Origin of the sequence: Aquipluma nitroreducens (assembly GCF_009689585.1) — a bacterium.
Lineage (GTDB): Bacteria > Bacteroidota > Bacteroidia > Bacteroidales > Prolixibacteraceae > Aquipluma > Aquipluma nitroreducens.
The window spans coordinates 5,001,278-5,014,865 of record NZ_AP018694.1 but is presented as its reverse complement, the minus strand read 5'-3'; the positions used below and the strand labels follow the sequence as shown (position 1 = coordinate 5,014,865).

The window sequence follows — 13,588 nt, the reverse complement described above, 5'->3', positions numbered from 1 at the left end:
GGCACATAGAAAATTTAGCTATGTGTTCTATGTGGTTTTTACTGATTTTTCTTTCATCCTCACCACCCATTGACCATTCTTTTCATCATACCGGCATTCAATTTCCTGAAGTGGTTTAATGGCAGGGCCTTTCAGTGGATTTCCGGTTTTAGCATCAAATTGGGAACCATGGCAATTGCATTGCAAAGTTGTTTCTGTTCCCAAACCGATGCGGCATCCGGCATGGGTACATTTAGTCAAGAAAGCCCTTACCGATTGATCGCTCCTGAACAGGTAATATTTTTCGTAATAGCTCAATCCCATCGGCAAATCCAGACCGTGCCGGTACTCCATTCGGTTCTCATGTTCAATTTGAAAGCCTGAAAGCCGATACCAAATCCAGCCAAACAGCCCCAAAATCAAGCCTGACATAACTCGAAAAAATGTATTTCGCGATATCGGTTTTTGTATTCCCATTATAAATAACATTCAGCGATTCAAATCTACAACTTTTATAACTGAACCAAGCTTATCCATTTTATTTTCAAAAACTGCGTTAGATCAGTTTTCTACATGACTGACCTCATAAAATTATATGAGACAATTAAATACCACATATCTATCTGATAATCTGATAATTAATAGAATACCTGCAATTATCTATATATTTAGAGTAAAAGTCATTTGCTAAACCCAAGCAATCAAGTACTTTTGTTTAAATCATAGTCGTAACGATTTTGATTACGATCAAAACGATTCCACAAAACTCTAAATATCAGCAAAATGCATACGCGGAGGAATTTTATAAAAATTGGTTCATTAGGGTTAGGCGCTACTGCAATTGCAGGTGGCACAATGAATTGGGCCGTAGGATCTTCTTCAAAAAAACTTTCAGGAGGATTAAAATCGGCTCCCATATTGAAAAAGGTTTCCACCTATTGTGAAGTTTGTTTCTGGAAATGTGCCGGATGGGCACATGTTACAACCGAAGGCCAAATTCAGAAAATTACAGGAAATGCTGACGATCCGCAATGTAACGGTCGTCTTTGCCCACGCGGAACAGGCGGTGTCGGAATGTTTTCGGATCCTGATCGTTTAAAAACGCCCCTGATTCGTATTACCAAAAATGGGGAACAAACCTATCGTGAAGCAAGTTGGGAAGAAGCGTTTGATTTCATCGCTAAAAAAATGAAGGAAATTGCTGAGAAAGATGGCCCGGAAAGCATGGCGCTATTCAACCACGGAAGTTCAGGCAAATATTTTACACAATTGCTCAATGCTTATGGCTCAAATAACGTAACAGCCCCTTCGTTTGCTCAATGCCGTGGTCCTCGCGATACGGGTTTCGAACTCACTTTCGGTGAATCGGTGAGCAGTCCGGAAGTAACTGACATCCGCGATACTCGATGTCTCGTGCTGATCGGATCACACATCGGCGAGAACATGCACAACGGGCAGGTTCAGGAAATGTCGGAAGCCATCGACAAAGGAGCTACCATCATAACTGTCGATCCACGCTTATCAACAGCCGCAAGTAAATCGAAATACTGGTTACCTATTAAACCATCGACCGATCTGGCTCTCTTGCTATCGTGGATTCACGTACTCATCTATAACGATCTTTACAATAAAGAATATGTAGCCAAATATGCTGAAGGTTTCAACGAACTGAAAGAACATGTTCGAAGTTTCACTCCGGAATGGGCGTATGGAATTACAACCATTAAACCTGAAGTTATCCGCAATACTGCCCGTGAAATGGCCAACGCTGCGCCAGCTACAATAATACACCCCGGACGCCACACCAGTTGGTACGGCGACGATGTTCAACGTTCGCGGGCAATTGCAATCCTGAACGCCTTGCTGGGATCGTGGGGAAACCGCGGAGGAATTTTCTTCAAAGAAGGTATTAAAGTTCCTGATTTTCCGCACCCGGCCTATCCAAAACCTAGCTGGTCGTGGCAAGACACTCTTAACGGAAGATATCCGTTAGCTAAAGAATCAATTACAAATACAATAATAGAAGCATCTATTCCTGCGGAAGGAAATACTCATCCGATAAAAGGCTGGATAGTTTCAGGAACAAACCTCATCGTTTCGATACCGCTGAAAGAGCAATTGATGAAAGCCATGCAATCGCTCGAATTACTGGTGGTGGTTGATACCATGCCAATGGAAATTACTGGATATGCCGATGTGGTTTTGCCTGAATGTACTTACCTTGAACGGTATGACGATCTGCGCGCCACACCACACCGCGAACCAACGCTTGTGCTGCGAATGCCGGCGGTTGAACCGATGTACGAATCAAAACCAGCCTGGTGGATTGCCAAACAAATCGGCGAACGCCTTGGACTTGGGGCTTATTTTAACTTTACCGATTTCAAAGAAGTAATTGACTGGCAATTGAAACAACTGGGTCTGTCGCTCGAAGAAATGGAGCGTATCGGGGTGAAAAAATATGCTCGAAAAACTCCAGCTTACATTTTACCTGATTCTGATCATAAATTCAAGACCGCTTCAGGAAAAATACAATTATTTTCAAAGGAACTGGAAGAAGCAGGATTCGATTCAATGCCAAAATTTACGGCTCATGCCCAACCAGAGGAAGGCTTTTACCGTCTGATATACGGACGTGCACCGATGCACACTTTCAGTCGTACGGCCAATAACCGAAATCTGGTAGCGCTGATGCCCGAAAATGCAGTCTGGGTAAATCCTCAGGTTGCTGAATTGTGGGGACTGAAAAAAGACCAGTATGTTTGGTTGAAAAATCAGGATGGCGTAGTTTCCAATTTTTCAGTTAAAGTGAGGGTTACAGAGCGCATCCGATGGGATTCAGTGTACATTGTACATGGCTTTGGACACCATCATAAACCGCTGACGTATGCATTTGGACGTGGTGTAAACGATACTGAATTAATAACCGATGTGGCGATTGACCCAATCATGGGCGGAACCGGAATGCGTGGAAATTTCGTCACATTTTTGAAAGACGAACCTAAAAAGGAGGCTAAACTATGAGATATGCAATGGCTATTGATACCCGGAAATGTGTAGGCTGCAGCGATTGCGTGGTAGCCTGTCAGACCGAAAACAATGTACCGGTAGGTTTCTGCCGCGATTGGGTGGTTGAAGTTGTTGACGGAACTTACCCGAATGTAAGCATCGAACTTCGCACCGAACGTTGCAATCATTGTGACAATTCTCCATGTGTTCGATGCTGCCCAACCGGAGCAAGTCATTTCGAAGATGGCGGAATTGTTTTGGTTGATCACGACAAGTGCATCGGCTGCGGAGCCTGCATCCAAGCCTGCCCGTACGATGCGCGCTACTCGCATCCGGATGGATACGTTGACAAATGCACTTTTTGCATTCACCGGGTTCGTGAAGGGAAAAATCCTGCCTGTGTGAGTGTTTGCCCAACCAGTTGCATGAATTTTGGCGACCTCGACGATCCAAATTCGAAAATTGTAAACGTGCTGAAGAACCGTAAATTCAAATCACTGGCTCCTGAAGCAGGTACCAAACCACAGATATTTTATCTGGTATAAACCCAATAATTAACCACATAGAACACATAGAAAAAAAATTTAAAACCTATTTTCTGTTACAAAAATAAAACTATACCAAAATGAAAATCAACCACATATACACACAATTGCGTTACAAAAATAAACTATGTGCTCTATGTGGTTCAAAATAACATACTATGAAAGAAGAATTATTCGCAAGCGGACGCAACATTCCAAATATAGATCCTTATCTAAATATATGGCACTGGCAGATTCCAGGCTACCTGTTTCTGGGTGGTTTGGCAGCCGGAATCCTATTCTTTGCCAGCTTTTTCACCATCATGGGCAAGGAAAACAAAATGGAAGCCACAGTCAAGAAAGCACCATTACTCGTTCCTTTTATATTGATGCTAGGACTTTTCTTTCTGTTTCTTGACTTGAAACACAAACTTTACTTCTGGCAACTTTACACGACCATTCGTTTGGAATCGCCAATGGGCTGGGGTTCATGGGTTTTAATGATCATCACACCAATCTCTATTCTTTGGTCAGCCAGTTACGTTAAAGAGGCATTTCCAAATTGGGATTGGAAATTCAAGATTCTGAATACAATAGAAGCCTGGTTAATTAAAAACAGAAAAATCATTGCGTGGCCAATGGCTATTTATGCTATCATTCTTGGTATTTATACTGGAATACTATTGTCAGCTTTCAATGCCCGTCCCTTATGGAATACATCGATTCTCGGGCCACTGTTTTTGGTCTCCGGAATGTCAACTGCCGCGGCTGTCATCATGCTAATGAGTAAAGATCACAAAGAGCGAAAGATTATGGGAAGAATTGACATTCTACTGATTATCGTAGAACTGTTCTTTATTATCCATTTATTCATGGGCTTTCTGGCAGGGTCAGAAGTCCAGATTAATGCTGCAAACCTATTCCTGGGAGGAAAATTCACAGCTCCATTCTTTGCATTCGTTGTAATTCTTGGCCTGATATTCCCTGCTGTACTTGAAGTTTTTGAACTGAAAGGCTATAAAGTACCAATTGCTGTACCTGCTGTGCTAATTCTTATAGGAGGATTGATCTTCAGGTTTCTGATGGTTGAAGCTGGCCAAATTACAAGATATTTATACTGATCGGGTTACGGGCTAAAAATCCGAAACACGCAACATTTTGAAAATATAAAATACACAACAATGAAGAAGATAAAAAACGACGGATCATTCTACCTCAATCCTTATTTGGGTGGAGTGATACTTGGAACTGTTCTTTTACTTTCGTTTTACATTTCGGGCCGTGGAGTTGGAGCCAGTGGAGCCGTAAAAAATACGGTTGCTGCAACGGTAAATGCAGTTGCACCGCAACATGTTGAAAAATCGGCATATTACAGTCAGTTTGCCGGTGGCGACAATAGACCGATGAACAACTGGCTAATTTATGAAGTACTTGGAGTCTTAGCAGGGGCTTTTATTTCGGGAATTGTTTTTAATCGCCTGAAAATGAAAGTTGAACATTCGCCTAAAATCACCTCGCGTCGCCGACTTTGGTTTGCGTTGGGGGGAGGACTCGTTTTTGGATTTGGCGCGCAACTTGCCCGAGGATGTACCAGTGGGGCAGCGTTAAGCGGAATGGCTGTTTTATCGTTCGGAGGTTACATCACCATGGTTGCTATTTTCGGAACTGCCTTTGTTGTGGCATGGATTCTCCGTAAAAACTGGATTTAACTATTTAAGCTAAAAATTATGATCGGACCAATCATTTCATCAGGAATTGTATCCCAGGCATGGGACAATATATTTGCCGTATTAATCGGTATGGGTTTTGGCTTTGCGCTCGAATCTTCAGGATTTTCTTCATCCCGCAAAATTATAGGCACATTTTTCGGCTACGACTTTGTGGTTGTAAAGGTGTTCTTTACCGCGGCCATTGTAGCTTCAATGGGTTTACTTTACCTAAGCTACTTCGGCCTTGTCGATTACACATTGCTCTACATTCAGCCAACCTTTTTAACTTCGGCTATTGTTGGCGGAATTATCATGGGAATTGGATTCTCGATGGGTGGTTTTTGCCCCGGAACCAGTTTGTGTGCAGCAGCAGTTGGCCGACTCGACGGACTTGTATTTTTCGGTGGGATGTTCCTTGGCGTGTTTCTGTTTTCTGAATCATTTCCAATATTCGAAAACATGTATTACAGCGGCTCGCAAGGCGCAAAAATGATTAATTCAGTCTTCGGAATTTCACCCGAACTGTTTACGTTCTTTCTTGTTTTGGCAGCCGTGGGCATGTTCTTCGGAGCAGCATGGGTTCAGAAGAAAGTTAAAAAAGTAGAATATTAATCCCCTGAAAAATCATGGAAAGAAAATACACCATACTTGCTGTTCTTCTGATTGTTTTGGCCTTGGGACTGGTTGTTCTGCCGAAAAAAAAAGATTTAAAAGAAACCGATCCGAAAGCTTTATTGTCGGCAATTACCGAAAAGTCGAGGTACCTTTCGGTTGATTTGGTTACTCACCGAATCATCGAAAACGATCCGACATTGTTGCTCATCGATCTTCGTCCGGCTAATGAGTTTAAAGCATTCGCCTTGCCCGGGGCAATCAACATTCAACCCGATTCGCTGCTTTCGGCCACCACTCTCGAATTGCTTAACCAACCCGGGAAAGATAAAATATTGTATTCCAACTCTGATCTGATGGCTGAAAAAGCCTGGCTACTTGGCACACGCTATTCAATCAATCGGTTATATATCCTGAAAGGTGGTTTGAACGAATGGTACAATACGATCATCAAACCCGGCGAGGTTTCTTCAACGGCATCGTCGGCTGACCTTGACCTGATGAGTTTCAGAAATGCTGCCCGCCAATATTTTACCGGAGCCGGACAAACATCAGAAACTCCGGTTGCGGCGAAAGCTCCTGTAAAAGTCAAAGTCATCAGAAAAGCGCCGGAAGCCAAATCGGGAGGCGGTTGCTAAAATAAGGCAAAGAGCAAAAGTAAAAAGGCAAAAGTAAAATCTAAAAAAGTACCAATGAATCCATTCATTAAATCGAATAAAATCTGGTTAAGTCTGCTTGGACTTGCAATCGTTATCGTGTTTCTGGCATTTTTATTTAGGCCAAAGTTGCCTGAATATCAAACCGGAACAGATCAAGCGATGAAAATGATGGTTGATCAGCAGAACCAGGTGACAATCTCGGATTTGGCAGGTGCGCAACTCATCGATATCCGTACAACAGAATTATTCGCACAAGGCCATGCCGAGAATGCCATTAATATTCCAGTTCGAAACCTACTCGACGAAGAATCGCTCGAACTGTTTAACCGACTTAAAAAAAACGGGCAAACGGCAGTTCTCTATGGAAGTGATGAATTGCAAACCATTGCACCCTGTTTACTTTTACAACAGATGGGCTACACCAACCTGAAAACTTTAGAAGGGGGATATGTTGCAACCAATGAATTAATGAAACCCGCTTTACCTGCTACTGAAGTCATGTTGCTGGATACCGCGACCATGAAGGCAAAACAGGAAATAAAAGTAGCTCAACCCGAGAAAAAGAAACCTCAGGTGGTAATTACTGTTCGTAAAGAAGCCACATCTGGCGGAGGTTGTTAAAAGCATAAAAACCAAGAATAAAACGTGCATCTTGTGATGCCAATATGCCGAGAGCCATTCGAAAGAGTGGCTCTCTTCTGTTTTGTTGATTTTAATCACCCGATTCGAATGACCTTGCTCATCATTTGCGAGTCTAAAAAGATCTAAGTTCGATGGATCAAATCCAGATAAACAAAGTACTTCTCTGGATAAACAAAACACGAAACTTATGGAAAGCTTATTCTCTTTTAATCCAAATCCGCTGGTTCGCTATCTTCAAAAACCTGCCGAACTATTTACCCGCGAAGACCTGATCAAATTTGTCGAAGGAAACCAGATTCAGGAATTAAACTTTAGATATGTAGCCGGCGATGGACGACTCAAAACACTTAATTTTATCATCACCGGTCATGAACATCTGGAGAGCATTTTAACCTTTGGCGAACGGGTTGACGGGTCAAGTCTTTTTCCTTTTATGGAAACCGGGAGTTCTGATTTATATGTAATTCCACGATACCGGACAGCCTTCATCAACCCATTCGCTGATGTGCCTTCTCTTGAAATACTGTGCTCATTCTTTGATCATGAAGGAAATCAGCTCGAATTATCGCCGGAATATGTCCTGCAAAAGGCAATCTCACATTTCAGGAAAACTACAGGTTTAAACATGAAGATGATGGGTGAGCTTGAATATTATGTGAACAGCAAAATCGAAGGAATTTTCCCGGCAGCCGACCAGAAAGGTTATCATGAATCGGAACCATTTGCCAAATATGAGGGAATGCGTAAAGAAGCGCTTCGGCTGATTGCCTCTTGCGGTGCCAAAATCAAATATGGGCATTCTGAAGTAGGAAATTTCTCGATGGGCGATGAATCGTTTGAGCAGCACGAAATTGAATTTTTACCAACCGATCCTGAATTTGCAGCCGACCAGCTCATCATTGCCAAATGGGTGTTGCGCATGCTTGCCGAAAAGCGAAAAGTTGAGATCAGTTTTGCACCGAAAATTACAGTCGGGAAAGCCGGCAGCGGACTTCACTTTCACATGCTGATCGAAAAAAACGGGCAAAATGTTGTGCTGGAAAATGGCAAATTATCGCCAACGGCCCGAAAAATGATTGCCGGCATCCTGGATGTTGCCGATGCACTCACCGCTTTTGGGAATACCATACCAACCTCCTATTTGCGCCTGGTTCCAAATCAGGAGGCGCCTACAAAAATATGCTGGGGCGATCGTAACCGCTCCGCATTGGTGCGCGTTCCTCTTGGATGGACAGGAAAGCAGAACATGGCTGCCAAAGCCAACCCCGACATCAATGTATCGGCTAAAAATGGCGATAGCCGCCAAACTTTTGAGTTTCGGGTACCCGATGGAAGCGCCAATATTCACCTGATTCTGGCCGGATTAATTGTAGCCTCGTTACATGGAATAGAAATGCCTAATGCCCTGGAAATGGCCGACCAGTTGTACGTTGAAGGAAATATTTTCAGGAATATACCAGCACAGCAATTGCAGCAATTACCTGCATCGTGCGTTGAATCGGGAGAACGACTAAATTCGAAGCGTGAGATTTTTGAAAAGGATGGCATTTTTCCGAACCAATTGATGAATTTTACCATCGAATCGTTAACTGCATTTCAAGATAAAAATTTGAGCAGTGAATTGATGGGAAATGCGGAGGCTACAAGAGCCATCGTCCTCAAATACATTCATTGTCAATAAACGGGACCCATCCCAACTATCTCCGTATTTAATACGCAATGCTGTAATCATCCGAAACCAGATTTGGATGATTACAGCATTCATTTTTTATACAAACACAAATTCAAATAAGTTCATCCCCACCTCTACTTTCCCAATTGGACCCATCAACTTTAAGGTAGTTTTCAAACCAAAGTAAAACTATCAGGTTCGGTTATATTCTATTCTGAAAAATATTTTCACTGTCTATTTTGAGATTTTTTGTCGTTCAGAAAATCTGTTTTGAACGATTTCACACCCGAATGAACGACAAAATCGATTCAAATTGAAAAATATTTAATTTATTTCAAAAAATATTAATATCACATAATATTAATAATCAGACATATAAAGATTTATTTAAAAAATATTTGAAATATTTTAGTACTATGTGTTGCATGGTATTAGTTTTTCTATATATATTTGCAGTACAAACAACAATGCAACGAAAGGTAGAATTTTTAAAAATGTACTATACACATTGTAACGAATTCAAATTTCAAGCGTCTATAGAATCAGAAAACAATTTTTAGAAACAGAAAACAAAATTTTAAACATTAAAACTCAAAGTCATGAAAACACAAATTAGAACCTTAATTACAGTTAGCGCACTTGTATTTACCGGAGTATTAAATGCTAACTCAGCAGTAAATTTCGAAGTAAAAAATTCTGGATTGATCAATGCAAACGAAAATTTTGCCGTTTTGAATGAAAAAATTGCTTTGTTCGAAAGTGAACAAAACGGAACTGTTGACTATGGAAAAGAAGCTTTATTGGTTACTGAATGGATTGCCGACATGGCAGAAGCAAAGACGAACAAAAAAGTGATTGAATTGGGATTTGTTGCACCAAGCGAAACAAACAATTCATTCGAAAATGAGAGCAACACTGAAACAACCGACTTCGCTAAAGAAGCTCTTTTAATAACTATATCAATTGCTGACAAGGAAGAAGCTAAAGCTATTCAGAGAGTGATGGAAAGAGGATATGTTGCTCCAGTTGAAACAAACAATTCGTTCGAAAATGAAAGCAACACTGAAACAACCGACTTCGGTAAAGAAGCTCTTTTAATAACTATATCAATTGCTGACAAGGAAGAAGCTAAAGCCATTCAGAGAGTGATAGAAAGAGGATATGTTGCTCCAGTTGAAACAAACAATTCGTTCGAAAATGAAAACAGTACTGAAACAACCGACTTCGGTAAAGAAGCTCTTTTGATAACTAAATCAATTGCAGACAAGGAAGAAGCTAAAGCCATTCAGAGAGTGATGGAAAGAGGATTTGTTGCTCCAGTTGAAGCTAACAATTCTTTCGACAATGAATCGGTAGATTTCAGGGAAGAAGCTCTTTTGATTTCCAGGTTAATTGCAGATAAAGCAGAAGCTGACATTATTCAGAAATTGGTTGCTGAAGGAAAATTAATAGCCTTTAAATAAGATTAATTTTTAACACCTATGGGCACAAATTAAAAGTAGTCAAACTGAACTCTTTTTTACTATTTTTGTAAAACTCAACCGAAAATCAAAGGATTTGACAACTAGATTTGCCCAACCCAACAAACAAAGTAATCGCCCAATAAAAAAGAAAGTGCCGGCAAAGTATCTACTTTCAATGCTTGCGCTTCTCTTTGTAGTCTCACTCACAACTATACTTAACCACTATGGTTTGTTCGAAATCAACGAAACCTTCTTAATTATTTCTCGTTGGTGTTTCCTTTTTGGCTTGGTTGGCTATGCTATTTTCAAACGTTCATTGACTACCTGGATATTGATCAGCATGATTGTTGGAGCGGAATTTGGTCACGACTTCAAGGATATTGCGTTGAATTTAAATGTCATCAGCCAGATATTCCTCCGCCTGATCAAGACGATAATCGCACCACTACTATTTGCTACTATTGTTGTTGGCATTGCAGGACATTCCGACCTGAAACAGGTTGGGCGTATGGGTTGGAAGTCGCTCCTTTATTTCGAAATTGTATCATCAATCGCCCTCGTTATTGGGTTAATATCCATCAACATCAGTAAAGCTGGTATTGGAGTTACCGTACCTCAAAGCATGGCACACTCCGAGCTTACCAATGTTCCGGTCCTGAAAGGAACAGATGTCATTCTGCATGTCTTTCCGGAGAACATTGCCAAAGCCATTTACGAAGGGCAAGTGCTTCAAGTCGTCATTTTTAGTGTTTTGTTCGGCATTGCCGTGGCCATGCTGAAAGACAAATTTAAGCGCCCGATGCTTGTTTTTACCGAAGCACTGTCGGAAACCATGTTCAAGTTTACCTCCATCATCATGTATTTCGCGCCTTTTGCTGTATTTGCTGCAATCTCGTATAGCATTGGTCATATGGGACTCGAAATATTTGTCAACCTGTTTAAATTGCTTGCCACGCTTTACGTTTCGTTGATCGTATTTTTGGTTGGTGTGCTGCTCCCCATTGCCTTAATCCTGAAAATTCCGGTACGAAAATTTATAAACGCAATCTCAGAACCAGTGGCCATCGCATTTGCCACAACAAGCTCCGAGTCGGCTTTGCCCGTAGCCATGGAACGGATGGAAGAATTTGGCGTTCCCCGTAAAATTGTAGCTTTTGTAATGCCAACTGGGTACAGCTTCAATCTGGACGGCACAACGCTTTATCTCTCACTTGCAACCATTTTTGTGGCACAAATCAGCGGAATTCACCTTTCATTCGACAAACAGCTACTCATTGTTTTTACCCTGATGCTCACCAGTAAAGGCGTAGCAGGAGTTCCCCGCGCCTCGCTGGTTATTTTATTGGCTACCGCTTCAAGTTTTGAGTTACCAATCTGGCCAATTTATATCATTCTTGGAATTGACGAACTGATGGATATGGCACGAACTTCGGTTAATGTAATCGGGAATTGTTTGGCAACAGTCGTGGTGGCCAAATGGGAAAACGAGTTTAATCCATCTGGATCGGCGCATAATAAAGAATCACTCGGATAATTCTAGTTCAATGTAACCCCATTGCGGAACGTTCAGTTTCAGAGTCTTTCCATCAATTTTGTAAGTAGTAACCTTGGGCAGCATAATGGCTAGTTTTTCAGAAAATTTGCTGTCGCAACAAATGAGAGTACACATAGCTGAAGAGATTTCAATACTATTATCGCTCACTTTAAATGTACCTCCACAGCCATTAACATCTAAATTTAATCCGTAAGTCCCATCTTTGAAGAAAACAAGCCCAATCTTCCTGCCCTCAGTTTTCGGATAAGCCGCCGACTCGACCGACATAAAACTCTTTGCTTCCCAGGAATGGTAAAGGTTATCCACATTTGCCTCATCATCTTTGTTGCAGGCAATCAAAACCACAAATAAGATCAGGATAATCAGAATTTTGGTTTTCATTTCAAATGTTTTCCAGAAGATGAAGAAAAGCATCCAAAGGTTGCGCTTATAATATCATATAAAACAAACTGAGCAGGTGACTTCGAGTCACCTGCTCAGTAGAATATCCTTTAATTTAAAAATTGTTTACGACAGTACCGACATGGCAGCGCCAATCAAGTTCGCATTTTCAATTCTCGAAATATCTACAACAGTATCGGTTAAACCACTTTCGGCCAATAATTCTTTCAATGAAGCATTTACCATGTCAACATATTTGGCATCGTGGGCTTTAACCTTGCTCCAGAACAAGCTTCCTTCGGCCAAAACCTGAATTTTTTTCACCGATGGGTAAGCCGAGTTCAAGTTCAAAACCAGTCCTGCAATTGAAGCAGCTACCAGTTTTGCCGAACGTTGATAAATCTGGAAAGCAGTTTCAACATATTCCAGTTTGTACTGATCAGGATTGTTCATCATGTTGCTTAATCCGGCAGCGTCAAGGTTAACATCCAATCCGTCGTGAGGGAAAACAGCACGGAAGATACGTCCCAGGTACATACCCGAAATAGCCTTTTCGAAGCGCTGATTTCCTTTGTTATCCGAATAGTTATCCACTTCTTCATCGAATTTGGTAAGATTTGGCGGATTGAAATTTCCTGATTCAAGATTAACCGGAGTTTCTCCACTCCAACCTTCCATGCCTTCGATTTTTGGGATATAGGCTGATGGAAAGAACGTAGCCATATTGGTTCCGGTACCAACAATCAGACCGACATAAGCATCATATCCAGGATTTGCCAAACCAGCAAACAAACTGGTAATGGTGTCGTTTACAACAGCAATCTTCCCATTGAACCCTGCGTTTAATGTGTCGTTCAGAAATTCCACCATAGGAGCGCCAATGGGTTTTCCAGCCATTCCAGCAATATTCACGCCTTTAGTCCATACGATCAGCTCGGCATCGCCATTTAACATCGGCTTTGCAGGATAAGAAAAGCAATAGCCAATTGGAGAATTTGCAGGAAGCTTTAACTGTACAATTGCTTCAGCTTCAGAATTGTATAAGTCGGTTTCGGTAAACCCGGCTGTTTTCATTTCAGTAATGTTCTTTTCGGCCAGACCGGTAATTTTTGTTTCTTCCCCAACCGAAACTACGGCAGCCCTGAAATTGGTCCCACCTAAATCGAAAACGGTTGCTTCACCAGTTATTCCGTCTTTTTTAGGATGAATATAAGTTGGCAGGCACTTAATTTCTGTGCCATCTTCCTGAAGACCTGTTTCGATTTTTGATTTCAGGTCGTTTGCTATTTCAAGCAATTGACTGTTAGATAATGCAAATGGATTGTTCATGGTATGTTTATTCGTTTATTTGGTTATTTTTCAATTCCGGCTAAAAATAGAAAA

General features: G+C 41.3%; 13 protein-coding genes. 10 read left to right on the top strand and 3 right to left on the bottom strand.

Features of this window, described 5'->3' with window-relative positions; genetic code table 11:
• Nucleotides 1-27: 27 nt before the first annotated feature.
• Complete coding sequence (locus AQPE_RS21125) at nt 28-411, bottom strand: Rieske (2Fe-2S) protein (RefSeq protein ID WP_318348466.1); 384 nt, start codon at nt 409-411, stop codon at nt 28-30.
• Between the two features lie 351 nt (nt 412-762).
• Here AQPE_RS21125 and AQPE_RS21120 point away from each other — a divergent pair, with 351 nt between their 5' ends.
• From AQPE_RS21120 to AQPE_RS21075, 10 genes are all read left to right on the top strand, one after another.
• Complete coding sequence (locus tag AQPE_RS21120) at nt 763-3,003, top strand: molybdopterin-containing oxidoreductase family protein (RefSeq protein WP_318348465.1); 2,241 nt, start codon at nt 763-765, stop codon at nt 3,001-3,003.
• Nucleotides 3,000-3,533, top strand: a complete 534-nt coding sequence (locus tag AQPE_RS21115; protein WP_318348464.1) for a 4Fe-4S dicluster domain-containing protein — start codon at nt 3,000-3,002, stop codon at nt 3,531-3,533. Before AQPE_RS21120 ends, AQPE_RS21115 begins: the two co-directional genes overlap by 4 nt.
• A 158-nt stretch (nt 3,534-3,691) precedes the next feature.
• The gene (gene nrfD / locus AQPE_RS21110; RefSeq protein WP_318348463.1) at nt 3,692-4,633 is read left to right on the top strand and encodes an NrfD/PsrC family molybdoenzyme membrane anchor subunit; all 942 of its coding nucleotides are present in this window, start codon (nt 3,692-3,694) and stop codon (nt 4,631-4,633) included.
• Nucleotides 4,634-4,693: 60 nt separating this feature from the next.
• Nucleotides 4,694-5,221, top strand: a complete 528-nt coding sequence (locus AQPE_RS21105) for a YeeE/YedE thiosulfate transporter family protein (RefSeq protein ID WP_318348462.1) — start codon at nt 4,694-4,696, stop codon at nt 5,219-5,221.
• Nucleotides 5,222-5,239: 18 nt separating this feature from the next.
• Nucleotides 5,240-5,833: a YeeE/YedE thiosulfate transporter family protein gene (locus tag AQPE_RS21100; RefSeq protein ID WP_318348461.1), complete on the top strand. Its 594-nt coding sequence runs from the start codon at nt 5,240-5,242 to the stop codon at nt 5,831-5,833.
• 14 nt (nt 5,834-5,847) lie between these two features.
• Nucleotides 5,848-6,471: a rhodanese-like domain-containing protein gene (locus AQPE_RS21095; protein ID WP_318348460.1), complete on the top strand. Its 624-nt coding sequence runs from the start codon at nt 5,848-5,850 to the stop codon at nt 6,469-6,471.
• A 54-nt stretch (nt 6,472-6,525) separates the two neighbouring features.
• The gene (locus AQPE_RS21090; RefSeq protein WP_318348459.1) at nt 6,526-7,113 is read left to right on the top strand and encodes a rhodanese-like domain-containing protein; all 588 of its coding nucleotides are present in this window, start codon (nt 6,526-6,528) and stop codon (nt 7,111-7,113) included.
• A gap of 208 nt (nt 7,114-7,321) precedes the next feature.
• On the top strand, nt 7,322-8,815 hold the full coding sequence (locus AQPE_RS21085) for a glutamine synthetase family protein (protein ID WP_318348458.1): 1,494 nt from the start codon (nt 7,322-7,324) through the stop codon (nt 8,813-8,815).
• 590 nt (nt 8,816-9,405) lie between these two features.
• Nucleotides 9,406-10,269 carry a hypothetical protein gene (locus AQPE_RS21080; RefSeq protein ID WP_318348457.1) on the top strand — a complete coding sequence of 288 codons (864 nt, stop codon included), beginning with the start codon at nt 9,406-9,408 and terminating at the stop codon, nt 10,267-10,269.
• Nucleotides 10,270-10,363: 94 nt separating this feature from the next.
• Nucleotides 10,364-11,803, top strand: coding sequence for a dicarboxylate/amino acid:cation symporter (locus tag AQPE_RS21075; RefSeq protein ID WP_318348456.1), 1,440 nt, complete (start codon nt 10,364-10,366; stop codon nt 11,801-11,803).
• Here AQPE_RS21075 and AQPE_RS21070 read toward each other — a convergent pair.
• Together AQPE_RS21070 and AQPE_RS21065 are read right to left on the bottom strand one after the other, a co-directional pair.
• On the bottom strand, nt 11,792-12,205 hold the full coding sequence (locus tag AQPE_RS21070; protein ID WP_318348455.1) for an META domain-containing protein: 414 nt from the start codon (nt 12,203-12,205) through the stop codon (nt 11,792-11,794). The genes AQPE_RS21075 and AQPE_RS21070 overlap by 12 nt on opposite strands.
• 126 nt (nt 12,206-12,331) lie before the next feature.
• Nucleotides 12,332-13,534, bottom strand: coding sequence for a hexokinase family protein (locus AQPE_RS21065; protein WP_318348454.1), 1,203 nt, complete (start codon nt 13,532-13,534; stop codon nt 12,332-12,334).
• Nucleotides 13,535-13,588: the final 54 nt, after the last annotated feature.

Coding starts and splice junctions, on each gene's coding strand:
- AQPE_RS21070 (WP_318348455.1), bottom strand. CDS start 12,205: ATGAAAACCAAAATTCTGATTATCCTGATCTTATTTGTGGTTTTGATT.
- AQPE_RS21065 (WP_318348454.1), bottom strand. CDS start 13,534: ATGAACAATCCATTTGCATTATCTAACAGTCAATTGCTTGAAATAGCA.
- AQPE_RS21085 (WP_318348458.1), top strand. CDS start 7,322: ATGGAAAGCTTATTCTCTTTTAATCCAAATCCGCTGGTTCGCTATCTT.
- AQPE_RS21115 (WP_318348464.1), top strand. CDS start 3,000: ATGAGATATGCAATGGCTATTGATACCCGGAAATGTGTAGGCTGCAGC.
- AQPE_RS21090 (WP_318348459.1), top strand. CDS start 6,526: ATGAATCCATTCATTAAATCGAATAAAATCTGGTTAAGTCTGCTTGGA.
- AQPE_RS21100 (WP_318348461.1), top strand. CDS start 5,240: ATGATCGGACCAATCATTTCATCAGGAATTGTATCCCAGGCATGGGAC.
- AQPE_RS21095 (WP_318348460.1), top strand. CDS start 5,848: ATGGAAAGAAAATACACCATACTTGCTGTTCTTCTGATTGTTTTGGCC.
- AQPE_RS21125 (WP_318348466.1), bottom strand. CDS start 411: ATGTCAGGCTTGATTTTGGGGCTGTTTGGCTGGATTTGGTATCGGCTT.
- AQPE_RS21105 (WP_318348462.1), top strand. CDS start 4,694: ATGAAGAAGATAAAAAACGACGGATCATTCTACCTCAATCCTTATTTG.
- AQPE_RS21080 (WP_318348457.1), top strand. CDS start 9,406: ATGAAAACACAAATTAGAACCTTAATTACAGTTAGCGCACTTGTATTT.
- AQPE_RS21120 (WP_318348465.1), top strand. CDS start 763: ATGCATACGCGGAGGAATTTTATAAAAATTGGTTCATTAGGGTTAGGC.
- nrfD (WP_318348463.1), top strand. CDS start 3,692: ATGAAAGAAGAATTATTCGCAAGCGGACGCAACATTCCAAATATAGAT.